This is a genomic window from Psychrobacter sp. 219-2-C (assembly GCF_049560815.1).
In the GTDB taxonomy this organism is placed as follows: domain Bacteria; phylum Pseudomonadota; class Gammaproteobacteria; order Pseudomonadales; family Moraxellaceae; genus Psychrobacter; species Psychrobacter faecalis.
Genome location: NZ_CP186933.1, coordinates 530,789 through 556,371, shown reverse-complemented (window position 1 = coordinate 556,371; position 25,583 = coordinate 530,789). Strand labels below are relative to the sequence as shown.

The following is a 25,583-nucleotide window of genomic DNA, read 5'->3' as shown; positions in this document are numbered from 1 at the left end:
ATACAGGCTTAGCGTCAGTAGTAAAGCATCGTGAGAGAAAATCATACGTATGAAACTATTTAAAGCTAAAGTAATGAAAAAGGTTAAAGCCAAAGTAATGAAAAAGGGCACTGTCATTCACTATAAAGTTTCTTGCATAAAAAAGCCCACCTAACGCTCTTATCGAGAAATTAGACGGGCTTTTTTATGGCTTAAGATATATTACATATCAAACTCAAGCGCTCTATCACCGTTGGCGTCTTGGATACGCGTTGGCAAACCAATCTCATTTAGCAAGTTGATAAATGGCTTGGCATCAAGTTCTTCAACGTTGACCATTTTGCCTGCATCCCACTCGCCAGTCGCCACCAACATTGCAGCAGCAACAGGTGGCACGCCAGCGGTATAAGAGATACCTTGGCTACCAACTTCGTTATAAGCGTCTTTATGATCAGAGATATTGTAGATAAATACCTCGGTATCAACGCCGTTAATTTTGCCTTTAACCTTGTCGCCGATGCAGGTTTTGCCCGTATAATTTGGCGCAAGCGAACTTGGATCCGGCAGTACTGCTTTGACCACCTTAAGCGGAATCACTTCTTGCCCTTCAGCAGTCATCACCGGCTGCTCAGACAATAGACCTAGGTTTTGGAGCACAGTAAACACATTGATATAATGCTCACCAAAGCCCATCCAAAAGCGGATATTTGGCACATCTAGGTTAGCCGATAAAGAATGAATCTCGTCATGACCACTTAGGTAACTATTTTGCTCGCCAACGACTGGCAAATCATCGGTACGTTTGACTTCAAACATCTTATTCGACTGCCACTTACTGTCTTGCCAAGAATAAACCGTACCAGTGAACTCACGGAAATTAATCTCAGGGTCAAAGTTGGTGGCAAAATACTTACCGTGGCTGCCAGCGTTGATATCGATAATATCGATATCCGTCACCGAGCCTGCATCCATCATGTCATAGCCAAGACGCGCATAGGCATTGACCACACCAGGATCAAATCCAGCACCCAAAATTGCCGTGATGTTCTTGTCGGCACAGCGCTGTTTACGCTGCCATTCATAGTTGTCATACCATGGCGGCGTCTCACAAATCTTGCGCGGATCCTCATGAATGGCGGTATCAATATAAGCCGCGCCCGTTTCAATACAAGCCTCTAAAACGGTCATATTGACAAATGCCGAACCGACATTGATAACGATTTGAATACCCGTCTCTTCAATCAGCTGTATCAGCGCTTGCGTATCCATCGCATCGACTTGATGGGTATGTAATACCGCAGGCAGCTTAAAGCTATTCTTTTCTTTGACACTTTGGGCGATGGCATCACATTTATCTTGCGTGCGTGAGGCAATATGAATCTCGCCGAGCACATCGTTATGCATCGCACATTTATGCGCGACCACTTGCGCCACACCGCCTGCACCGATGATGAGCACGTCTTTTTTGTTAGGGTTGGTTTGATTTGTGTTCAATGAACAATCCTCCTTTGTGTCCCTGTCGATACCATCGATGGTGGCGAGTCAAAACAGAAACGAGTGAATGATATGCGTGAATTAAAAAGGAAGACCGAGGAAAACCCACGCACCCGTCGGGCAAAGCAGTATTTGGCTACTTGCTTTTGCCCGCGGCGATTATAACAATTTTTACCCACCTTTCGGCAATAATTAATCGATAAGATGACATCTAACTCTATTACTCAAATACCATCACCGTCATCTTAATAGCAAAATTAAGACAAGCTGGCCTTGTAATCTTGATAATCAAACTCACGCTGCACATGTATCGACCCATCTAAACGGCGGATAACGATTGCAGGCATACCCACACCATTAAACCAGTTTTTCTTGACCATGGTATAACCGGCAGCATTTCCAAACGCAATGGTATCGCCAATTTTCAAATTACTCGGTAAGGCGTACTCACCAAAAATATCGCCTGCCAAACAAGAACGACCGTAAATAATAGTGTTGTCTGCAGCGCCCTCTTTTTGATCTTTATTTACCGGCATCATATCTATTGATTCTTCATTAATGGACACAATGGGAGCAGACTCGCGATAAATGAGCAAATCAAGCATATGCGCTTCGATAGAGGCATCGACGACGGCAAGATTTTTTTCATTGTGCATAGTGTCTAAGACGGTTGTCACTAATGAGCCAGCGCCGTGAATGCTCGCTTCACCCGGCTCAAGATAGACTTGCACGCCATATTTTTCGCTAAAGCCTTTTAATCTATCAGCCAGTTTTTCGAGTGGATAATCAGGCGCGATAAAGTGAATACCACCGCCCAAGCTCACCCATTCAAGCTGCGCCAGCACCTCACCAAACCTGTTTTCGATATCGGCTAAGCTTGCGCTAAATGCCTCAAAACTATCGTTTTCACAGTTATTATGAATCATGACGCCAGTGATATCAGCAAGTACGGCGGTAATCTTATCTTTATCATGCTCACCCAAACGGCTAAAGGGACGCGCTGGATCAGCAATAATAAAGGACGAGTTGCTGGTTTTTGGGTTTAAGCGCAGCCCTACTGGAATATTCTGAGCAGCAGCTTGAGCTTTAAATGTATTCAATTGCGAGATAGAATTAAAGATTATTTTATCGGCATAGCTTAACACTTCATCGATTTCATCGGCGCTATAAGCAACGCTATAAGCATGGGTTTCTTTTTTATTATCACTGCCTCTACCTTTACCAAAGGTCTCATAGCCTAACCGCACTTCATTCAATGAAGACGAGGTTGTACCATGCAAATAAGGCTGCATGACATCAAACACGCCCCAAGTGGCAAAACATTTGAGCGCGAGCAAGGCTTTGGCGCCAGATAGCTCGCACAGACGCGCGATAATCTGCATATTGGCAACGATTGCCGCTTCATCAAGCAGATAATAGGGCGTTGCAGGCAAGGATGAGTGACTGGTTTGTAACGGTAAATTTGTATTCATAAGAGGTTACCTAATAGCTGCGGTCGGTATCATGACAGACCTAAATAATTGCGCTATAGTAGACTAAATCCATCATAAATAGAATATCTTATGGCACTCTCGACCGATTATTCTACGGCTAAAAACCCAGCCAATCTATCCCAGCTAGATCCACAAAACATCAGCTTAGAACATCTTGCTGCGGATGCGCGTGCGGTATTGGATTTTTGGTTCGATAAAGACAATGAGCAGTACTGGTTTGCGCAAAATGATGCTTTTGATAAACAGATAAAAGACAAATTTTATAATATTTGGCAGGCAGCAAAACAGGGTGAATGCGTGTCGTGGCGTATCGCAGATGCAGCGACTGATAGCAATAGCTCAGTCACAGCGCTAGCAGGACGCTTGGCAGAAATTATCGTGTTAGATCAGTTTTCGCGTAATTTATGCCGTGAGCAAGCGTGCGCTTTTGCCCAAGATGGCATGGCGCTAGCATTGGCACAAGAAGCCATTGGACAACCATATTTTGATACGCTGCCAGCGCAGTGGCGCAAATTTATTATCATGCCATTTATGCATTCTGAATCGGCCATGATTCATGAGCGCTATCTGCCGCTGTTTAAGCAATTAAATGATGCAACAACCTTAGAGTTTGAAGAGCGTCATAAAGAGATTATCGATAAATTTGGACGCTATCCACATCGTAACGACACGTTGGATCGTGAAACGACTGACGAAGAAGAAGCGTTTTTAAAGCAGCCCAACTCATCGTTCTAAGTATTTTTGGGACTTTGAAGATTTCTGTTGTTAAAGGTTTAAATAAAAAAACCATCTGTTGATTATGAACAGATGGTTTTTTTATGACTGAAAGCATTTTCTTATTTAATTTTGCTTAGGCTATTTCATTAAGCAGTCTTATTCTGCTAGCTAATGATCATTTTTAGGTCAGGCAATATTGGCTTTCGAGCACTTTTCTTACCGGTGCAAAGCTACGTCTATGCGCGGCTAATACGCCATGAGCTGCAATCGCTTCCATATGGGCGCGCGTTGGATAGCCTTTATGCTTGGCGATGCCATATTCAGGATGTCCAGTATCAAGCGCATACATGTTTTGGTCACGGCTGACTTTTGCTAAAATACTGGCCGCCGCGATACTGGTATGTCGGCCATCGCCTTTTACCCATGCTTGGCAGTCAATCGCTGACTCTTGAATACCAAATTTAGTGAGACTGGCATAATCTAAATCTGGACAACGATTGCCATCAATTAATATCTCAAACAGTGTTTTGTCACCCGTATTCAGGTGTTTAGCAACTACCGCCAATAAAACCTCAGTACATAAGCGCATCCCTAGCATGGTCGCTTGCAAGATATTGACTTGGTCGATGACCGCTGGTGGTATATCAGCGACGATGTGCGCGACTGCATGCTGCTGAACCAACGGATAAAGAATATCGCGCTTTTTTTCACTCAGCTGCTTTGAGTCCGTCAGTATAGACAATGGCGTATTTTTTAGTGGCTCATTTTCAATTAAACCTGACCACGCCGCAGGTAATATTGCCGCAGCGACATTCACACTACCCAGCAGCGGTCCACGCCCTGCTTCGTCAACGCCAATTTGTATGGCTGTTGGTTGCAAGTTTTCTAAACTTAATGAGTATTGCGCAATCAGTTCTGAGATATTGACTTGCCCTGATAACTGTATGGGCGCTGCCAGTTGTATATATCGTCCTTTAATATCAATTTGCTCAATAACTCTTTCAATCTGAACGCTATGCTTAAGCATAACTGGGCTTTTTATAGGATCATTTTCTGTAGAAGACATAGTACTCATAACTTTATTATTTTTTAACTTTACGGTTTAATAAATTTTTTGCGTGCCTAACATAATTAGCGTTTGGTTACTGAGCTTGATAATTGTCTTGGCTGTCGTAATTTTCTTGACTGACATGACCGTCTTGTCCATTAAAATCATGATTTTGATGACTGGCGCGGTTTTGAATAAACCACTGTTCGATGACGCTATGCGCAGGGTCATGATTGCTTTGTTGTTGCAATGCATACTTGGTATCAATCAGCGCTTTTAATTGTTCTGCATACGCGCGCGGCTGCAACAAACGCATCACGGTACGACAGATATTATCGCCACTTGCCTGCTCTTGGATAAGCTCAGGCACGATTGCGCTATCTGCCAAAATATTAGGCAAACCGACATAAGGGACTTTGACCAAACGTTTTGCTATCTGATAAGTCAGCTGATTTAATTGATAAATCACCACCATTGGACGCTCAAGCAGCATGGCTTCTAAGGTTGCAGTACCCGATGCCAGCATCACCATATCTGATGCCGCCATCGCCTGCTGACTAAAGGCTGGCTGACTTTCATCATAGACCACCGCAATCGCGGCCCGCAGCTGCTCTGAGCGCTTATCGATCACATCTTGCACAATATATTGATGGTTTTGATCGACAGTTGGAATGATAAAGCACAGCTTAGGATCTAGCAGTAGCAGCCTTTGGATACCATCGAGCATAAGCGGCAAAATAGCCGTTATCTCACCACGCCTAGAGCCGGGCATGACGCAAATAAGCTGACTGACCTCATCAAAGCGGTCGATAAAAAACTGCTGCAAGCCATCATTATGCCAGACCAATTCGCTACGGCGCTGATTGATGGGCGTCTCAAGTAAGGTCTGATCAATGGTTCGTAGTAGCGGATGACCAACGCAAATCGCGGGATGATTATAACGCTCGTAGACGGGTAGCTCAAATGGGAATAAGCAAAGTACCAAATTGGTCGCTGCCATAATGTTATGAATACGCGACTCACGCCACGCCCAAATAGAAGGGCTGACATACTGCACGCAAAACACCCCTTGCGGCTTTAATTTCTTTGCCACTCTGAGGTTAAAATCAGGCGCATCAATGCCAATAAACCAATCAATGCTTGCGGCTTTAAATGCGGTCAGCAGCTCTTGACGCGCTTTAAGCAAGTCCGGTAACTGCGCCACCACTTCGACCAAACCCATCACAGCCAAGCGCGATAACGGAAAAATACTTTGTAGCCCTTGCGCCTGCATCTTTGCGCCGCCAACCCCAACCCAAATAATATCATCACGCAGATTGTTCATCTGCTGCATAAAATCTGCACCCAAACTGTCGCCTGACACTTCCCCGGCGACAATCCCTATCACCAGTGGCGAGCTTGTAACCTCAGGCAATTTATCAAAAGCACTATAAGTATCTGGTGCTGGCGTTATATCAGCAGGTTGGTGAGGCGTAGCAGGATCTGTCATGATAAGCTCTCAATATTAAAGTGGTACAATTTAATTGATGCCATTTAAGTAGCACAGTTAAACAAAAAAAGATAAAATGCGTCTATCATAAGAATGATTATATAAAATATAACATAGCTTAGCCGTAATAAGATGCCCATCAAAAGGCATCTTGATAGCATTCCATGATGCTCGAACTTAGTCGTTTATATCGCCATCATACGTGACAGTGCTGGAAATAGCTAAATTAGTGCACAAAATCCAGTCAGTATCACTCATTTATATCTGCCTATAAACGTTGTGTTTAATGCAAATTTGGACTTAGGTTAGCGATAAAGCGTCATTTCACCTATGCTTTACATTGCCTTATCATTCTTATACACCTATGAATGACAGCATATTAAGACGGGTTGCAGCGATAAGGTATAACAAAGTTTTGGTCGCCACATTCCAGTTAGCAGTCAATTAACTGTACGACTGCCCTTGTCAACCAGCGCTTTTGTCCGCATAATGAATATCCCTATAAATCAGCTAGACGATATATAATCATGACAACACCAGCTACTCATAATGCAGATATTGACGACGTGAATATTGAAAAATTCATTCCTTTAATCACACCCGCTGAGCTAAAGTCTGAGCTACCTTTGTCAAATGACGCCTATAACACGGTGCTAAAAGGTCGCAATACCATCCAAGATATCCTTGATGGCAAAGACAAGCGTTTATTTGTGGTTATCGGCCCCTGCTCTATTCACGATATTAAAGCCGCCCACGAATACGCCGATCGCTTAGCCGTATTGGCCAAAGAGATTGAAGACAGCATCTTCGTTGTGATGCGCGTTTATTTTGAAAAGCCGCGTACCACGGTTGGCTGGAAAGGCATGATTAATGACCCTGATATGAACGACAGCTTTGATATCGAAAAAGGTCTGCGCACCGCTCGTAAGCTACTGCTTGATTTAAATGAAAAAGGTCTGCCGTGCGCGACCGAAGCATTAGACCCAAATACGCCGCAGTACATTCAGGATTTGATTAGTTGGTCAGCGATTGGCGCGCGTACCACCGAAAGCCAAACGCATCGTGAAATGAGCTCAGGTTTATCGTGCCCAGTTGGCTTTAAAAACGGCACCGATGGCGGCATGACCGTTGCGGTTAATGCCATGCAAGCGGTAAAAGAAGGTCATAGCTTCCTCGGCTTATCAGCAGATGGCAAAGTTTCTATCATCAAATCTAAAGGCAACCCCTACGCGCACGTAGTCCTACGCGGTGGTAATGGTAAGCCAAACTATGATGAAACCGCTGTTGCACAAGTTGAAAATGAGCTGGCAAAAGGCAAAACCAATAGTAAAATTATGATTGACTCAAGCCACGCCAACTCAGGTAAAGACCCGTATCTGCAACCAATGGTCATTCAAAACGTTGCCGAGCAGATTAAAAATGGTAATAAATCTATCATCGGTTTGATGATTGAGAGTCATTTAAAAGGTGGCAATCAAAAGCTAACGACTGACTTAAGCCAGCTTGAATATGGTAAATCTATCACCGATGGCTGCCTAGATTGGGAAAGCACCGTTAGCGCTCTACACAATCTACGTGATATGGTTAAAGACGTTCTGCCGAATCGTTAAAAGCGCTTGGTGGTAATGAATACTGATTGACCACTCACTAAAAGGCCCGTTTGATAACAGATATCAGACGGGCCTTTTTTGTGCTTTTTAACTTATAAAGTACTGCTCTTTATGCACTTGCAGAACCTTCATTTGCCGCGCCTAAAACACTGTTTAAGCTTTCAATTACATGCTTAGAAGTCGCTTGCTTTTGTAGTTCAAGCAACTGCTCATGCGCCATTTGACGACGTGGTTCAGCCAAAGTATTCCAACGTGCCAGCACTTGCAATAAGCGTGACGCTAACACCGGATTGGCGTCATCCAGCTTTTTAATCACAGCGATATAAATATCTAAACCCTCTGGTGTCCACAACACCGTAGGCTGCGAGGTAAAGGCGCTGATGACCGAACGTACACGATTGGGCGTATTCCAATCAAAATCGTTATGTGCAAGTAAGGATTTAATAGTATCGGGCGTAACCGCATCAGCAGAGGCTTGCACACTAAACCATAAATCGATGACCAAATCATTATTTTCAAAACGATGATAAAAATCCGCCAGATACTTATCAGCATTTGCCAGTTGATGATTGACCATCGCCTTTAACGCGCCAAAACGCTCGGTCATACAGCTGGCGTTATCATACTGCTGCTCTGCCCATTCAGTAGCGCCATCGACGTTAGCGGTCAGTGCCATATCAAGCACCACATTACGTAAAGCGCGATTGCCACGAGCTTCCGCACTGTCTTCATAAGCCTGCATCGGTAGCTGTTTATAAAGCTCAGACCATTGATCTTTTAACGCTAAAGCCAGCTGTTGATATAAGCCTTCACGCTGTGCTTTTACCAGCTCTGGATCGTAATCTTTATGAATGGCAGATGCCAGCTCATGTGCTGACGGAATATCAAGCAAACGCGCCGCCAACATCGCATCATTAGCAGCCAGTTCAGGTAAGGCCTGCGCCACTACTTGCAAATATATCTCAGGACTGCTTTTCGCGCCGTGACCTTGCAGTAAAATGCGATTGACCAGCATTTGCGTCACTTGCCAGCGGTTAAAACCATTGGTTTCATATTTGAGCAAAAACGCCAAGTCTTCATCTTGATAATTATAATTGAGCTGAACGGGCGCACTAAAATCACGTAGCAAGGATACGACTGGCTCGCTCATTATATTTTCAAAGGTAAAGGTTTGTGTGACTTGATCGAGAAGCAACATACGCTCGGCGATGATATGACCAGAATTTTTATCAAATAGTGCGGTCGCTACAGGAATCGGCAAGGGTTTTGGTGCATCAAAACCTGCAACCTGACGAGTTTGCTGACTCAAAGTAATAGTCAATGTCTGCGTCGCGCTGTCATAATCTTGGTAACCAGACACCACAGGCGTACCGGGCTGACGATACCAGTCGATAAAGTCTTCAATTTTGCTATCGGTAATACTAAGCGCCGATAAAAAGTCCTCAACCGTCACCGCTTGCCCATCATAACGGCGGAAATACTCGTCCGTACCTTTACGGAAGTTATCACGCCCTAGCGTATTGGCAATCATACGCACGATTTCAGCGCCTTTTTCGTAGACGGTGGTAGTATAAAAGTTGTTAATCTCAACGAAACTCTCAGGACGTACAGGGTGCGCTAGTGGTCCGGCATCTTCAGCAAATTGATGGGCGCGCAAGGTTGCCACATCGTCGATACGCTGGACAGCACTTGACTGCTGATCGGCTGAAAATGATTGATCGCGATAAACGGTAAAACCTTCTTTTAGGCACAGCTGAAACCAATCACGGCAGGTAATGCGATTACCCGTCCAGTTATGAAAATACTCATGAGCAATGATAGATTTGACACTAAAGCTGCGCGCATCTGTGGTCGTTTCAGGACTAGACAAGACACAAGCGGTGTTAAAAATATTTAAACCCTTATTTTCCATCGCGCCCATATTAAACTGACTGACGGCAACAATCATATAACGGTCTAAATCATACGCGCGGCCATAATTGACCTCATCCCACTGCATCGAGTCTTTTAAAGCTTGCATACCGACAGCACATTTATCGATATCTTCAGATTTCGCATAGAGCTCAAGCTTCACCTCGCGTCCCTCGCTCGTGGTATAGCTGTCAGTCAATACATCCAAATCAGCGATGACACAAGCAAACAGATAACTTGGTTTGTTGGTCGGGTCTTGCCAAATCGCATAATGACGCTCAGGCGCGTCCGACACTTCACCCGCTTCGAGCAAATTCCCATTACTCAATAGTGTCGGGAAACGCTTATCGGCTTCAAGCCGCGTGGTAAATCTTGCCAGCACATCGGGACGGTCCGGATAAAAGGTAATCTTGCGAAAGCCCTCAGGCTCACACTGAGTGACGAACATCGTATCGTCACCACTACCGGCGATATATAAGCCTTCAAGCGCGGTATTGGTATGGGGATGGATACGTACTTGTAATTGTAATTTGCTATGCGCTGGCGCATTAGTAATGATTAATTTACCCTCTATTTGCGTATAGCACTCACTGGTAAGCAGCTCATCATTGAGCTTAATAGATAACAGCTCAAGTCCTTCGCCATACAGCACTAAGTCGCCGTCAGTCTGACGCTGCATCATCAAAGTACTATCCACAATAGCATGGTCATCGAATAACTTAATATCCAAATCAACGGTTTCGACCGCAAAGCTTGGCGGTTGATAGTCTTTCAAATGAATTTTACTTGGCGCATGTGGCGGCACATCTGGCATGTCAGGATTGATAATTTGTGCGTCAGTTTCAGTAGTAGACATGAAAATTCCTATTATTATTCACATTTTAAACAGTCAATTGATTATTTTATAGCGCCCTATTAATAAGCACGGTGTTCGTTATAAACAGAGTTTTTAAGATAGTTACATTGACCTAAACTATGAAATTTCAAGTACGATGAGTAATTAAATTGGTCAAGGTAGAAATCAATTCAAAGGTTTTAATCAGAATGCTACATATCTTTAGGTAAACTCTCGAACTATTTACAGTAATACTACTTACATAAAGTAACATTTAGTATATGATAGATAGTAATTGCCTAAGTTTTACCGTAAGCAGTTCAAAAACAACAAATACCATTAAAACTAATGTTATTAAAATTTTAGGAGCTTATATGTCTACCAGTATTGCAAAAGTTGCTGCCCTCGCAGTATTATCAAGCGCTGTCGTATTTGCGTCAGGTTGTGCTAACAAACGTGCGACATCAGAAGTGGTCGTTGCCCCACTAGGTATCCCAGGTGGTCAAGTTGGTTATAACGGTGCGGTTATCGTTGATAATTCAAATGCCGTTATCACTGGTGCAGAAAATCTACAAGCCGTGGTTTATTTTGCTTTTGATAGCAGTGAAATCACCTCAGAAGCTGCCAGTGTATTAAACCAACACGCTAGCCTCCTAAGCTCAAATCCAAACGCTGGTGTCGTTATCGCAGGTCATACCGATGAGCGTGGTAGCCGCGAGTACAACATGGCACTAGGCGAGCGCCGTGCCCAAGCGGCTCGTAATTATCTTGCTGCTCAAGGTGTTGCGGTAAACAACGTCCGTATCATCAGCTATGGTGAAGAGCGCCCTGCTGTTGCCGGTACAACTGAAGATGCTTATGCCCAAAACCGCCGTGCTGAGTTGTCTTACTAATAGTATTTAATAAGAGTTAATCAGCCATAATTTAAAGAAGCCCAGCAATCTATTGTTGGGCTTTTCTTATTCTATTCATATTCTACAGATAAATTATGTCATCTTTAAAATTACGTGATATTGACTACCAACAACTTGACGCTACAACCTGGTATGCGTCAGCTCAGATTATCATGCCTTCTATTTTAAACTATCCCGTTTTACTCAGCGATTTACCGCTGTTATTTAATCCCAATCTATTTTTAAGTACGAGCGTGGAAGAATTGCGCCACATGCAATGGCAATATCGTATTCCTACCGTGTCTCTATCCACACGCGAGATAGCTCATCTTCAGCGCCAACAGCAGCGCACTGGCGTACGATTATTATTACAATCACTACTTAATAAGCTAGAGATGATTGATATCTTGGATGATGCAAGTTTTCCATATCGACTTGCCAATAGTCAATACTACGTCTGCTTTAGCCATACTGGCGCCCATAACAAAGTTATTTCTAATCAGCATAAAAAAAATAAACCTTTCGATTATTTAGACAATAAAGTCGCGGTGGTCATAAGTGCTCATCGTCCTGTAGGTATTGATATAGAAATAAATCCCGTTAAATGGCTGGTTGCGCAGCGCTTTTACCATGCCAATGAAATGTCTATCTTGCAGACCTTACCACCTATGCAAAGAAATATAATCGCCAAACTACTATGGCAAATAAAAGAAAGTTTTATTAAGGTTTTTCAGTATAAGTTGGCACAAGGATTAGGAAAGGACTACTCCCACCTCATTGCTGATTTAATAAAAGGTGCTACAAGAAAATCACCCTTACTGGCCATTAACGACAATGAAAGCAATTACCGTATCGCTCTTCTATACTTTCAGCAAATCGTAATTGTTTATTGATGCTACTTTAATTTAATCAAAGTAGCGCTACCTTATTTTAGACGAAAAAAAACGACCCTAAAAAGGATCGTTTTTTATTGCTACTTATCTTCTAATAACAGTCGTTAAACTGTAATTAGCTTAGAAGCGGTAAGTTGCACCAACTTTAACAATTGGCATCCACTCTAACCAGCTTTTATCTTCTAGATCTTTTTCTGCGCGATCAGCAACAATATTTGCAGCAGAGTTTGGATTATCATCAGTGCGATTGATTGTAGCGTCTACTTTACCCATATACGCTGCACCAAGTTCGCCGAATACACCAAAGTTATTGGTGATGTTAGGACGGAAACCTACAGTTAAGTAAGGGGCTAGTTTGTTACGATGTTCGATACTACCTTCTAGGTTACCAACGTACTCACCAGCAACATCTGGAGCATCTACAGGAGCTTGACCTGTATAATATCTATCACCATCAATACTGTAATAACCATCACCTTCAGCATTTGCACGAACGTCGATATCGTTGTCAGGAACGATGATACCAGCACCTACTGTGAACCAGTTGGCAGCAGGACGTAATTGTACACCTAGGTACGGGTTGCTAAAATCTGTATCTACGTCATAGTTGATGTCATTTGCATCGAAGTCACCGCCGAATAGGTCAGCAACGTCGCCACCTGCCCAACCAGCCTGTAGTTCAGTTGTCTCATTAAGACCCCAACCGATATTAGCACCATAACCTAGCGTACCCACTTCAGCGCTGATAGCTGCTGGATGAGTCACAGTTTGGAAAAAAGTTCTGTCGCTATATGAGTTTGCTGGTTGTACAACAGCAACTGGCTCAGCTTGATAAGCTACGGCAACTGGCTCAGCTTCGTATACAACCGCATCGTTGTTATCAACAACGATAACTGGTTCAGCTGCTAGTGCAGCAGTAGATGCTAATACAGCAGCAGAAATTGCTGTTAATTTAATAAGTTTCATAAATACTCTCCTAAAGTGTGAAATAACTCGCCCGTAAAAAAATGATAATTTAACTTTTTTATAAACAACCATTTTGTTGAGCAGATTAAAACAATTTTGGCTTAAAAAGTCACCCCCATGAATGCGCTTTTTATTTGCCGTTATGTAAAGATTGCATAGATATTGTAATATTTGCTACACCAACCTGCAAAACTTCGGTTTCCTGTTACACAATACTCTCAAAGCAACTGAATAGTCAGAACATGAATATTGAATCGCTTAACGCTCATGTAAAGGTATTACAAAACATGTCAGTATAATGACCTACCTCCCCCTTTAACTCAATTACAGTTATAGAGTTTATTACTACAGTTTGTTGTGGTTTGTGAGTTAACGTATCCAATGCTACCCAAAAGACAAAGTAAGACAAAAATGTGAGAAATTAGTCTGAATTATAAAAACGTAAATATATCGTTTATATCTAATAAGATAGCTTGTTTGAGTGCGTTATTATGCTAAATTAGAGCTACTAATAGATGTCTTTTTAGTATTTGCATTTTTGAAATTTTCAATAGCGTATTAATGAATTTTTCTACTTTTCGCTTTACCCTTATCATTTTTATTGAGCCATTTTTATGCCAAAAGTTTCGTCGATTACCCGTGTTTTAGAGATTATCGAAGCGGTGTCTTATGCGTCAAAACCCCTCTCACCACTTGAACTGTCGCAAGAGCTTGATATCCCAAAACCTACTATCCATCGCTTGATTCAAAACTTAGTCGATGAAGGGTTTGTGACCGTCGATATTGGCGGCGGTATTATTCCTGGCAAGCGGGTGCGTAATTTGAGCGTTGAGCTTTGGCAGCAGCGTCAATTTTTTAATGAGCGGCAAATTATTTTACAAAAATTGGTTGATGAGATTAAGGAGACTTGCGGTATCGCCATTCCTTACCAGATGGACATGATGTATACCAATCGCGCTAACACCTCGCTGCCTTTGCAAATATATCTGCCTGTCGGCGCGAAATCACCGATGTGGTGTACGGCTACGGGTAAGTTATATCTAAGCCAGTTGTCTGCGACCAGCCGCGCTAAAATACTACAAGGCCTACCGTTAGATAAATTTACCAAAAATACGATTACCGATATTGATACATTAAATGCCGAGCTTGATCGTATCGCAGAGACAGGCATTGGTATCGATAATGAGGAATTTATCTCAGAGATGGTAGGGGTGTCAGTGCCTGTACTAGACAAAAAATCTCGCTATCTGGCGTCGCTATATATCCACGCACCAACCATTCGCGTGTCATTAGATGAGCTAATGGAGCATGTGCCGCGCTTGCAAAAAGCAGCGCATGATATTCAAGCATTGGTGTATGAGCTACAAAACTAGAGTGTGTGACATTAAGAAAAAATATGACTGAATAAAAAAGGTCTGCGTTATAAAACTAGCGCAGACCTTTTTTATACTTTGTTAATAAAATGATGATAAATATAGTGAGTGAAAAGTAATATCGATAAATCACGCACTGCTGATATAAATTTTTCTTACTTGCTGTGCCCGCGCAGACAGAGGCTACAAAAAATTGATATCAGCCATACCGTCGCGTTTTTAGGATATTTTGACTATAGAAACACACTCTATGCAGAGTTGATTAAGGATTTTAAGCGTTTCGTGCTTTAAGACAAGACCGAACTGTCATGTCGCGCCATAATGCTAGAAAAATCTTTATCGCCATTTTCTACTGTGTGAGATTCATAAAGCTCAGTAGCCTTGGCTCCCATCGGCGTTTCAACATCGGTATCCCTAGCCGTTTGCATCGCAAGATTAAGGTCCTTTTGCATGAGTTTACTCATAAAGCCGCCTTTATAACCGTTGCTAGAGGGCACATTTTCCATCACCTGCGGATAAGGGTTATAAACCTCTAGCGTCCAGTTACGGCCCGAGCTTTGTAGCATAATATCTGATAGCACTTTAGGGTCGAGACCGTTTTTTACGCCTAAATTAATCGCCTCTGCCGTCCCTGCCATGAGAATACCTAACAGCATATTATTGCAGATTTTCGCCACTTGTCCGGCACCATGCTCGCCTGCATGAAAGATGTTTTTGCCCATAACGGCGAGTATTGGTTCGGCTTTAGCGAATGCATCGTCACTACCACCGACAATAAAAGTTAAAGTGCCAGCAATGGCGCCTCCTGTACCACCGGAGACTGGCGCATCTAAGAAGTCGATACCAACCTTACTTGCTGCTTCTGCCACCAATCTTGCATCAGCTGCTGCGATGGTACTGCTATCGATGACCAACGTACCCTTAGGTAATTCTGCTAGTAAACCATCAGCGCCATTATTTCCTAGATAAACAGAATGGACGTGCTTGCCCGCAGGCAACATGCTAATGATAACTTGTGCATTGCTCGCCGCATCTTTAGGACTATCAGCCACACTGGCACCTGTTTGCTGCAAGCGCGCGGTTGCCTCTTCAGATAAATCATAAACCGATAGCGTATAACCTGCCTTTAACAAGTTCTCTGCCATCGGTGCGCCCATATTGCCAAGCCCAATAAAGGCTATATTTGGCTTAGTAGTATGATTATCGCTCGCAGCAGTATTATTTGTGTCTTTATTACTTAAATTCAAATCCTTTGTACCCATCTCATCGCTCCTTGATGATTGCTTATGCCGACAGTGCTACACATAGTTTTACGTTTTTTAATTTATACCTGATTCTTATAATGAGCCGATAAGCTCTTAGCGTACAAGCTGGCTGCCTAAAGCGTCTTCACCCAACCAATCGCCTAACGGATGCTCACCTTTAGCATAAGGATTCACAAAGTGCTGATGTATATACGCCTGCCCTTCGCTACTGAGACAGTCTGCCAGTGAACGTGACCACTGCGGATTACGGTCTTTGTCAATCAGTAGCGCACGTACGCCTTCTTTAAAATCAGGATTGGCGGCACAATGCACAGCTACGTTGGTCTCTAAATACAGAACTTGCTCAAGCGATAAGTCGGTGACTTTGTGGTAAAGCGCATAGGTCAAAGCGGCAGTTACAGGGCAGCCGTGACGATAAGTAGCTACTGCGCGCTGCGTCCAGCTATCTGCTGCAAAGTCTGTATCTAATTTTGCAAGCGCTTCGTCACTTTGTAGAAGTGCATCAATATCTCCTAAGCCGCCGCTGTTCATTAATTGCTGGATAGGTTTCCAATATATCGCAAGCTTACTTGCAGGCAACTCAGCAACAGGCTGTGCGGTAAGCGCACGACTAACGATACTATGAGCGCTATTATTATGATGTTTATCATTGTTGTCAGCTGCTCCTTGCCAATTACTCTGTTTTAAACGTTGTATGACAGCATCGTAATCACTACTGGCAACAGCATACTCTGCAAGATTGGCTAATAAAGCGTCACTGCCATTACACATCGCACCTGTTAGCCCTAAGAACAAACCTGTTTTAGCAGGCATGCGCTGCAAGAACCAACTACCAGAAGCGTCAGGGAACAGTCCAATGGTCACTTCTGGCATGGCAAAACGCGTGCGCTCGGTGACTAAACGATGACTACAACCTGCCATCAGACCCATGCCGCCACCCATGATAATGCCGTCACCCCAGAGGATTAATGGCTTTGGATAAAAATGCATCTGCCGATACAAACGGTATTCATGACCAAAAAACTCTGTCGCATAAGGATTCGGTAGCGGCACACTGCTGGACATGCTGTCATACAGCTTACGGATATCACCGCCAGCACAAAACGCCTTGTCACCTGCCCCTTTTAACACCAATGCCACTACCTGATCGTCGTTTTGCCACTGCTCTAGCTGCTTGGCTAATAATTGACACATCTCAACGCTGAGCGCATTCAGAGACTTTGGCGTATTTAACATCATTATGCCAATCAGGTGACCGCACTCTGTCGGCTCAGTATTGAATAGGACCGGCGCTTCTTGTTCTATGTTTTCTGTTACTGCTGTCATAAAAGAGACCTACCAAAATTAAAATGAGTAAAGTAAATATTAAGACATCCCTACAGGCTATTTATTTTGCCAATTGGGTGTGCGCTTCTCTAAGAATGCTTGTACGCCTTCGCGCTGATCGTTGGTGTCAAATAACTTAACAAAAGCTTCACGTTCATGGATAAGGTTTTGGGCAGGCGGGGTATTTCTTGCCGCTTGGATAAGCTGTTTCGAATAACTGACCGCCACAGGTGATTGCTTAGCGACTTTTTGCGCTAAGGCTTGCGCCGCTAATAAACCGCCACCCTTTGCCGTGACTTCTTCGACTAAGCCAATGCGCAATGCTGTCTCGGCATCGACGCGCTCACCGCACAATATCATACGCTTCGCCCAACCTTCACCAACCAGTAAAGGTAGGTTTTGCGTCCCGCCTGCACAGGGCAGTAAGCCCACGCCCGTCTCTGGTAAAGCCATCTGTGCATGCGCTTCTGCGATACGAATATCGCAAGCCAGCGCGCACTCAAGTCCACCGCCCATCGCATAGCCATTGATAACCGCGATACTGACGCCGCGATAGGCTGATAAGGCTTCGAATGCCTCACCAAACGCGATAGCCATACTTATCGCACGTCCTTTATCACCGTCTGAAAAATTATTTAAATCTGCACCTGCTGAAAAGAACTTTTCCCCATCGCCATGGATAATTAAGGCATAAACATCATCATTGGCATTGAGGTCAGTGACCAGTTGCTTGAGCGCTGGCAGACTGTCCATCGTCCAGGTATGGGCTGGTGGGTTATTCAGTGTGACGGTAGCAATATGGCCGTCAATTGAGAGCTTTAAATTGGTATAATCGGTCATGGAACTTCCTTGTTATTATCTTTCTATAAAATGACTTTATTCAAAACGCTTAATAAAGCAGTTTTATAATATTGTTGGGCTAGCGTAACTGACTCAACGCATCATCTTGCATAAGCTGGCGCGAGACAATCACCCGCATAATCTCATTGGTGCCTTCTAAAATCTGATGCACGCGCAAGTCTCGTACATGGCGCTCAAGCGGATATTCATTGAGATAGCCATAACCACCATGCAGCTGTAAAGCTTCATTGGCAACATCAAAACAAAGATCAGTAGACAGACGCTTTGCCATGGCACAGTAGGTAGAGGCTTGCGCGTCATTATTATCGATTTTGCTAGCCGCTAAATACAGCATTTGCCTTGCAGTAATGGTTTGGGTGAGCATATCAGCAAGTTTAAACTGTACTGACTGTAAGCTGGCAATCGGGCTGCCAAACTGGCTACGCTCCTGCACGTAATTGGTCGCGGTCTCAAGTGCTGACTGCGCTGTACCAACTGCACAGATACCGATATTAATACGACCGCCATCTAAGCCTTTCATCGCAATACGAAAGCCTTGACCTTCCTCGCCGATGAGATTTTCTGCTGGTACTTTGACATTTTTAAAACTAATCGTTCGCGTTGGTTGCGCTTTCCAGCCCATTTTATGCTCGTTTTTGCCATACTCAATACCAGCGCTATGGGCATCTACGACAAATGCCGAGATCCCTTTTGGCCCTGCAGCGCCTGTACGTGCCATAACTACTAACACATCGGTTGAACCTGCCCCTGATATAAAAGTTTTTTCGCCATTAAGCACATAGTAATCGCCTTGCTTATCGGCTTTGGTACGTAATGAGGCGGCATCAGAACCGGCATTCGGCTCTGTTAAGCAGTAACTGCCAAGCCATTCACCGCTGACCATATGGGGCAAATACTTTTTACACAAAGCGTCGCTACCATATTCCCCGATCATCCAACCCGCCATATTATGGATACTCATATAGGCGGCAACGGCGGTATCACCCCAAGCCAGCTCCTCAAACACCATGGCAGAATCTAGGCGTGGTAGCCCTAAGCCGTCATATTCTGGGTTGGTATACAGCCCTAAAAAGCCAAGCTCGCCGGTTTTTTTGATGACATCGACTGGAAAGTGCGAAGTACGATCCCATTCAGCCGCGTTGGGCTTTAGCTCTTTTTGCGCAAACTGTCTGGCAGTTTGGCGAAAGGCGATTTGGTCTTCGGTCAATGAAAAATCCATAGAGTCATCCTTGTGCATGTATAGCAAATATGGGAAAAAAGGTTATAAGCCGTCAGTCTACTGTGGTTTAAACCGTGCTGGTTATACAGTATAGCAGCGCTATAACGACAATCATAAATCATGCTTTTGCTAAAAAATACTGAGCAAGAGTGTCGCTATATTGCTTGGACGCTGCAAATATAGTCGATTGACGACTACATTGAAATAGTGGTATTGACGCTGCGGCTTGCCTCGTCATCAAACCAGCGGGCAGTGACCGTTTTGGTTTGGGTATAGAACTGTACCGCTTGCTTACCATAAGGACCCAAATCGCCAAGCTTACTGGCACGTGAGCCTGAGAATGAGAACATCGGTAGTGGCACAGGAATCGGCAAGTTAATACCGATTTGACCAACCATAATATCTTGTTGAAATTTATGCGCAGCAGCGCCTGACTGAGTGAAGATAGCCGTACCATTACCATTTGGATTGGCATTAAGCAGCTCAATCGCTTCATCAAGGTCAGCTGCACGCATGATACACAGTACTGGGCCAAAGATTTCTTGCTGATAAATTTGCATATCCGCGGTGACGTTATCAAAGATAGTCGGGCCTACAAAGTTGCCCTTCTCAAACCCTTCAACCGTGATGCCGCGACCATCAAGAAGTAGACTAGCACCCTCTTCTACTCCCGTACCAATCAGATGCTCGACACGCGCTTTTGCAGCAGGTGAAATGAGCGGACCTAAATCCTTGTCGTTTTTGCCTGCTGAAACCACTAAGCCTTCTGCTTTGGCTTTGATATCGTCAATCCATTCACCTGCCTCACCCACTAGCACCACGACCGACAGCGCCATACAACGTTGACCGGCTGCACCAAAGGCGGCACCCGCTAGCTGATTGAGCGTTTGTTCTTTATTGGCATCAGGTAGGATAACGCCATGGTTTTTGGCACCCATCATACACTGGGCACGTTTGCCAGATTGACTAGCGCGCTCATAGACATGCTTGCCGACGTTGGTTGAGCCAACGAATGAAACTGCTTTGATATCTGGATGATCGCAAATGGCATCAACGGTTGCTTTACCGCCGTGCACGACGTTTAACACGCCTTCAGGGACGCCAGCTTCAACTGCCAACTCAACCAAACGCATGGTTACCATCGGATCTTGTTCAGAAGGTTTAAGGACAAAGGTGTTACCCGTCGCAATCGCCATTGGGAACATCCATAGTGGAATCATCGCGGGAAAGTTAAATGGCGTGATACCAGCACAGACACCAAGTGGCTGCCAGATACTATAGGTGTCGACGCCTGTTGCGACGTTTTCAACGAAGTCGCCGATTTGCAGATTGGCAATACCTGCGGCATGCTCGACCACTTCTAAACCACGAAATACATCACCGCGCGCATCAGCAATGGTTTTTCCCTGCTCTGCGGTTAAGATTTCTGCCAGCTCATCCATATGCTCGCGAATCAGTTCTTGATACTTTAAAAAAATACGCGCACGTGTGGTGATAGGCGTTTTACGCCATGTCTGAAACGCTTTTTGGGCGGCAGCGACGGCTTGATTGATTTCATCGTCAGTCGTTTGCGGAACTTTGGCGATGACTTCTTGGGTGGCGGGATCTGTGATGTCAATCCATTCGCTGGTATTAGAATCAACAAATTGACCATCGATAAGCTGCTGAACGTGATGCATAAGATATCCTTATCTTGTTTGTTTGCTCACCATTTAATGGTGGGCCAGTATTTATAAAAAAGTATTCATACAAGTATATTGTTAAAAGGGATAAAAACTGTCCATTATTACCCTTTAAATATTTTTTTAAAATGATTTATTTCGTATCGTTATTGACTATAGCAATAAATCAATTTTAGGGTCAAGCGCTTTATCAAACTTTTATTTGCGATAGTCGCCATCTATAAAATTTATCAGTCTAAAAACCAAAAAGCCCATGATGGTACATGAGCTTTTCCCGATATTAAGATGACTGAATTTTTTCAATTAATACACTATTAGATTAATAATCTTTCATCGATTTTTTAATCGCATCAATCGCCGTTGGATTGTCAAGCGTTGACATATCTCCCGTTTCATTACCTTCCGCTAAAGCACGAATAGCGCGGCGTAAGATTTTGCCAGAGCGCGTTTTGGGTAATGCTTGCGGGAAATAAATCGCCGCTGGACGAGCGATACCGCCCAAGGATTTTACTACCGCACCAATCACTTGCTGCTCAATACGGAAACGGTTTTCGGTCGTCGCCACTTGCTCATGGTCTTTTAACACACAAAAAGCAATCGGCAACTCGCCTTTTAATTGATCTTTGATACCCACGACCGCACATTCAGCCATCTCTGGATGAGTACTGATGGCCTCCTCAATCTCTTGCGTGCCAATACGATGACCGGCGACATTAATCACATCATCGGTGCGTCCTAAAATATAAAAATAGCCTTCGTCGTCGGTCACTGCATAATCTGATGTAGAGTAGTGCTTGCCATCAAACAGACCAAAATAGCTGCTGATAAAGCGCTCGTCATTACGCCATACAGTCGTGAGACAACCAGGCGGCAGTGGAGCGCGAATGGCGAGTAAGCCCTTTTCACCAGCTTTACAAAGCTCGCCGGTTTCTTCATTGATGACGTGGGCATCATAGCCATACATCGGATAACCGGGCGAGCCTTGTTTGTGCGGTTTATGATTAAATTTGGGTGTATTGCTCAAAATTGGCCAGCCAGACTCTGTCTGCCAATAATGATCTAAAATCGGCACCCCTAAATGCTTGGTTAACCAATTGGCCGTTGATTCATCGAGTGGCTCGCCTGCTAAAAAGAATGACTTCAGGCTAGAGACATCATAGCGGGTCATCCACGTTTCATCTTGTTTTTTCAGCATACGCACACCCGTCGGTGCGGTAAATAAAATATTCACTTTATTTGCTTCGACAATCCGCCACCAAATACCTGGGTTTGGACGATGCGGCAAGCCCTCATACATGACACTGGTCATGCCAGCCAGCAACGGCGCATAAATGGTATAAGAATGCCCAACTGCCCAGCCGATATCTGATATCGCCCAAAAAGTTTCGCCCGCTTTGCCATCGTAGATATAATCTATCGACGTCGTTAGCGCCACTGCATGACCGCCGGTATCGCGCTGCACACCCTTTGGCGTCCCAGTGGTGCCTGAAGTATACAGAAGATACGACGGCGTATTTGACTCTAACCATACTGGCTCAACAATGGCGTTGGCCTCACAACTGATACGGCGCTGGGCTGCATAATCGACATCGATAGATTTTGGCTCGAACGGTAATACACCACGATTGACCACTAGTACATGCTCGGGCTTGATTGTCGCTTGCTCAACACCTTGATTAACGAGGCTTTTATAATTAATCACTTTACCGCCGCGTAGACCTGCATCGACAGTGATGACCATTTTTGCCTCAGCATCATCCATACGGATGGCTAAGTTATGGGCTGCAAAGCCACCAAACACCACCGAATGCACCGCACCGATACGCGCACAGGCGAGCATGGCATAAGCGGCTTCTAAAATCATCGGCATATAAATGATGACGCGATCGCCCTTCTCGATACCATGACGCTGTAGCACATCGGCGAAGTAATTTACTTCTTTATAAAGGTCGTTATAGGTCAGGCGCCGCTTAGTATAATCGGTATAAAGCTCAACGTTATTGCCCAAATCATTAAAAGCATCAACTACGGCAGGAAAAGTTTCGATTAACTCTTGGTTAATTTCAGAGGATAGCCAAATAAAGGCATCTTGCTCAGCGCGCTCTGCAAGATGGCGATCGACACAGTTGTAGCAAAGATTGGTTTCACCGCCGACGAACCATTTGGCAAATGGCAGATTGCTGTCATCAAGGGTTTGCTCAGGCTCTTTGTGCCAATAAATCCGCTTGGCTTGCTCCGCCCAAAACTGCTCGCGATTATCAATAGAGGATTGATAAATGTCGGCAAAGCTTTGCGTGCTATCAAATGATGGGTGAGAATCTTGGCTAGAGGATTGAGTAAGGTTTTGATTATTATTGTGATTTATAGCTGGCTGGCTGGTTTGTTGAGAATTTCGACGAATGACTTGCTCGTTCATAATGGCTGTCCTTAGCGTAAACGATGGGTAATGCTGTATTTTTTTATAACAAGCGATACTATAAAAAGTGCTTTTATAAGAGATGACTTTATAAACTATAAAAAGCGCTTTTATAGAGATCATATTTATAATATGACGCTTTATAAGATACGCTCTTATTCAATACTATCATAGTATAAAACTGGCTGTCCCTGCCAGAACTGAAAAACCGATACGTTATGTATCGGTTTAAAATGTAGCAGAGCTAGTGATAAAGGTCAACTATTAAGCGTGTCAGCCATTTGATATTTTGCTTAACGCAAGCGTTTTAAACAGCTGACTATTTAATGAAGTCTTATTTCTGCTCATCGTACATTTCGCGCATGACTTTTTTATCGTGTTTACCGACCGAGGTTTTTGGCAGCTCATCGACAAACTTAAACTGACTTGGCACGCCGTATTTAGGAATAATTCCCCGCGCTACCGCCTGTTCGGCAAGCGCTTTGATGTCATCGGCGTTAGTATCTTGACAGGCAGGTTTGAGTACAATCAAAGCTAGCGGACGCTCGCCCCATTGTTTATCACGGATACCAATCACCGATACGTCAGCGACTGCGGGATGCAAGGATAAAATCGTTTCAATCTCTAATGACGATATCCACTCGCCGCCTGACTTGATGACGTCTTTTAAACGATCGGTGATTTTAATATAACCATCAGGACGCATATAGGCGATATCTTGGGTATGCATATAGCCATTTTCCCACAGCTCTTTACCAGCATCGTCATTTTTCAGATAGCTTTGTGTTAGCCAAGGCGCGCGCAGCACTAACTCGCCGGTATTGTCTTTGCCCGTACCGACGGACTCATTATCAGTATTCCATATTTGAGCGTCCACCATCAGTACTGGCTTACCCGTCATACAGCGGCGAGCGATATCTTCGTCCTCAGACATCTCAGGCTCATTTAGGCTAAATTCTGTCAAACTAATAAGCGGTGCAGTCTCAGACATGCCATAACCAGTATAAACCTCAATATCTTGCGCTAATGCTGCTCTCGCTAGGCCTTCCGTCAGTTTCGAACCACCGATAATCATTTTTAAACCATTAAAACTGGTATCGCGCTCTTGCGCTTCTTTGAGTACCATCTGCAAAATCGTTGGTACGCAGTGGGTGATACTGACCTTTTCATTGATAATCAAATCCATCAAGGCATCAGGCGCGTAACGTCCGGGATAGACTTGTTTTAAACCAACCATTGTGGCGGTAAACGGGAAGCCCCAAGCATGAACGTGGAACATCGGCGTCATCGGCATATAAACATCGCCGTAACTGACGCCTTGTTTATTGGGCAGCATACCCAAGGTCGCGGCTTCCGTCAGACTGTGCAAGACCAGTTGGCGGTGGCTAAAGAACACCCCTTTTGGATCGCCTGTTGTACCTGAAGTATAAAAAGTCGTGGCAATAGTATCTTCATCAAAATCTGGGAAATCAAACTCGCTACTGGCGGCCTCTAACAATGCTTCATACTCTCCAGTGACGCGATTTTGATTACCGCCAAAGACGCCTTCATGTGACACGCCATTGTCATCAAGCCAAATAATATGCTCAATGCTAGAGTTTTCAAACTGATAGTCTTTCACCAATGGCGCAAACTCAGAGTTTAGTAGCAATACTTTTGGCTTAGCGTGGTTGATGGTATAGAGGATTTTTTCAGGTGACAGGCGGATATTGACGGTTTGCAAAATATATTCTGACATCGGTACGGCGAAATACGATTCTAAATAGCGATGACTGTCCCAATCCATCACCGCAATCACATCACCGGCATCAAGATTTAGGTCGGCTAAAACATTAGCTAAACGATTGATACGCTCAAACAACTCTTTATAAGTGAGGCGTTTTTTATCGGCATAAATAATTTCTTGCTCTAGCGACACCGTTTTGGCACGGTTTAAGAGTTGCTTGACGATTAAGGGATAATCGTAAGCTGATGGCGCACTATGATAAATATTTGACATAAATTTGACTTCCTTGTGGGTGATTTTAATTATTTTAAAGCACTTTTAATAGGGTTTAAGACACCTATAAAAACAGAGTATTTTTATCGGTATACGCGTGGCTATTATTGATGG

The 25,583-nt window shown here is 44.0% G+C and carries 18 protein-coding genes; 5 read left to right on the top strand and 13 right to left on the bottom strand.

The genetic code is table 11. The features are described from left to right. Positions 1 to 201: 201 nt before the first annotated feature. Positions 202 to 1,473: a saccharopine dehydrogenase NADP-binding domain-containing protein gene (locus tag ACPEGP_RS02245; protein WP_423813800.1), complete on the bottom strand. Its 1,272-nt coding sequence runs from the start codon at positions 1,471 to 1,473 to the stop codon at positions 202 to 204. A gap of 257 nt (positions 1,474 to 1,730) precedes the next feature. Then, positions 1,731 to 2,945 (bottom strand): carboxynorspermidine decarboxylase, encoded by a 1,215-nt coding sequence (locus ACPEGP_RS02240; protein WP_423813799.1) that lies wholly within the window; start codon positions 2,943 to 2,945, stop codon positions 1,731 to 1,733. Between the two features lie 90 nt (positions 2,946 to 3,035). On the opposite strand from ACPEGP_RS02240, the gene ACPEGP_RS02235 reads away from it, so the two are divergent. Continuing rightward, the gene (locus ACPEGP_RS02235) at positions 3,036 to 3,701 is read left to right on the top strand and encodes a DUF924 family protein (RefSeq protein ID WP_144296281.1); all 666 of its coding nucleotides are present in this window, start codon (positions 3,036 to 3,038) and stop codon (positions 3,699 to 3,701) included. A 163-nt stretch (positions 3,702 to 3,864) separates the two neighbouring features. On the opposite strand, the gene ACPEGP_RS02230 is transcribed toward ACPEGP_RS02235, so the two are convergent. Together ACPEGP_RS02230 and lpxB are read right to left on the bottom strand one after the other, a co-directional pair. Further along, positions 3,865 to 4,749 carry a ribonuclease HII gene (locus tag ACPEGP_RS02230; protein WP_423813798.1) on the bottom strand — a complete coding sequence of 295 codons (885 nt, stop codon included), beginning with the start codon at positions 4,747 to 4,749 and terminating at the stop codon, positions 3,865 to 3,867. A gap of 76 nt (positions 4,750 to 4,825) precedes the next feature. Further along, on the bottom strand, positions 4,826 to 6,220 hold the full coding sequence (lpxB, locus tag ACPEGP_RS02225; protein ID WP_423813797.1) for a lipid-A-disaccharide synthase: 1,395 nt from the start codon (positions 6,218 to 6,220) through the stop codon (positions 4,826 to 4,828). A gap of 527 nt (positions 6,221 to 6,747) precedes the next feature. Between lpxB and ACPEGP_RS02220 the strand changes: the two genes are divergently transcribed. Further along, positions 6,748 to 7,830 carry a 3-deoxy-7-phosphoheptulonate synthase gene (locus ACPEGP_RS02220; RefSeq protein ID WP_198327847.1) on the top strand — a complete coding sequence of 361 codons (1,083 nt, stop codon included), beginning with the start codon at positions 6,748 to 6,750 and terminating at the stop codon, positions 7,828 to 7,830. Positions 7,831 to 7,939: 109 nt separating this feature from the next. Here ACPEGP_RS02220 and pepN read toward each other — a convergent pair whose 3' ends face one another. Next, entirely contained in the window at positions 7,940 to 10,555 is a 2,616-nt protein-coding gene (gene pepN, locus ACPEGP_RS02215; RefSeq protein WP_423814232.1) for an aminopeptidase N, read from the bottom strand. Positions 10,556 to 10,950: 395 nt separating this feature from the next. Here pepN and pal point away from each other — a divergent pair, with 395 nt between their 5' ends. Beyond that, positions 10,951 to 11,469, top strand: a complete 519-nt coding sequence (gene pal, locus ACPEGP_RS02210) for a peptidoglycan-associated lipoprotein Pal (RefSeq protein WP_068404186.1) — start codon at positions 10,951 to 10,953, stop codon at positions 11,467 to 11,469. 95 nt (positions 11,470 to 11,564) lie between these two features. Further along, positions 11,565 to 12,362 carry a 4'-phosphopantetheinyl transferase family protein gene (locus ACPEGP_RS02205; protein WP_423813796.1) on the top strand — a complete coding sequence of 266 codons (798 nt, stop codon included), beginning with the start codon at positions 11,565 to 11,567 and terminating at the stop codon, positions 12,360 to 12,362. Between the two features lie 120 nt (positions 12,363 to 12,482). Here the strand turns inward: ACPEGP_RS02205 and ACPEGP_RS02200 are convergent, their stop codons facing one another. Then, entirely contained in the window at positions 12,483 to 13,328 is an 846-nt protein-coding gene (locus ACPEGP_RS02200; protein WP_198327851.1) for a hypothetical protein, read from the bottom strand. 614 nt (positions 13,329 to 13,942) lie between these two features. Here ACPEGP_RS02200 and ACPEGP_RS02195 point away from each other — a divergent pair. Next, positions 13,943 to 14,701, top strand: a complete 759-nt coding sequence (locus ACPEGP_RS02195) for an IclR family transcriptional regulator (protein ID WP_068404183.1) — start codon at positions 13,943 to 13,945, stop codon at positions 14,699 to 14,701. A 287-nt stretch (positions 14,702 to 14,988) separates the two neighbouring features. Here the strand turns inward: ACPEGP_RS02195 and mmsB are convergent, their stop codons facing one another. The 7 genes from mmsB to ACPEGP_RS02160 form a co-directional block, all read right to left on the bottom strand. Next, positions 14,989 to 15,963, bottom strand: coding sequence for a 3-hydroxyisobutyrate dehydrogenase (gene mmsB, locus ACPEGP_RS02190; protein WP_423813795.1), 975 nt, complete (start codon positions 15,961 to 15,963; stop codon positions 14,989 to 14,991). Positions 15,964 to 16,059: 96 nt separating this feature from the next. Then, positions 16,060 to 17,292, bottom strand: coding sequence for an enoyl-CoA hydratase/isomerase family protein (locus tag ACPEGP_RS02185; protein ID WP_423813794.1), 1,233 nt, complete (start codon positions 17,290 to 17,292; stop codon positions 16,060 to 16,062). A gap of 57 nt (positions 17,293 to 17,349) precedes the next feature. Next, positions 17,350 to 18,132, bottom strand: a complete 783-nt coding sequence (locus ACPEGP_RS02180; protein WP_191691621.1) for an enoyl-CoA hydratase — start codon at positions 18,130 to 18,132, stop codon at positions 17,350 to 17,352. A gap of 79 nt (positions 18,133 to 18,211) precedes the next feature. Beyond that, positions 18,212 to 19,372 (bottom strand): acyl-CoA dehydrogenase family protein, encoded by a 1,161-nt coding sequence (locus ACPEGP_RS02175; RefSeq protein WP_306495774.1) that lies wholly within the window; start codon positions 19,370 to 19,372, stop codon positions 18,212 to 18,214. Between the two features lie 194 nt (positions 19,373 to 19,566). Next, on the bottom strand, positions 19,567 to 21,051 hold the full coding sequence (locus tag ACPEGP_RS02170; RefSeq protein WP_144296291.1) for a CoA-acylating methylmalonate-semialdehyde dehydrogenase: 1,485 nt from the start codon (positions 21,049 to 21,051) through the stop codon (positions 19,567 to 19,569). 322 nt (positions 21,052 to 21,373) lie between these two features. Next, positions 21,374 to 23,470, bottom strand: a complete 2,097-nt coding sequence (locus ACPEGP_RS02165; RefSeq protein WP_423813793.1) for a propionate--CoA ligase — start codon at positions 23,468 to 23,470, stop codon at positions 21,374 to 21,376. A gap of 334 nt (positions 23,471 to 23,804) precedes the next feature. Beyond that, positions 23,805 to 25,469 carry a fatty acid--CoA ligase gene (locus ACPEGP_RS02160; protein ID WP_423813792.1) on the bottom strand — a complete coding sequence of 555 codons (1,665 nt, stop codon included), beginning with the start codon at positions 25,467 to 25,469 and terminating at the stop codon, positions 23,805 to 23,807. Positions 25,470 to 25,583: the final 114 nt, after the last annotated feature.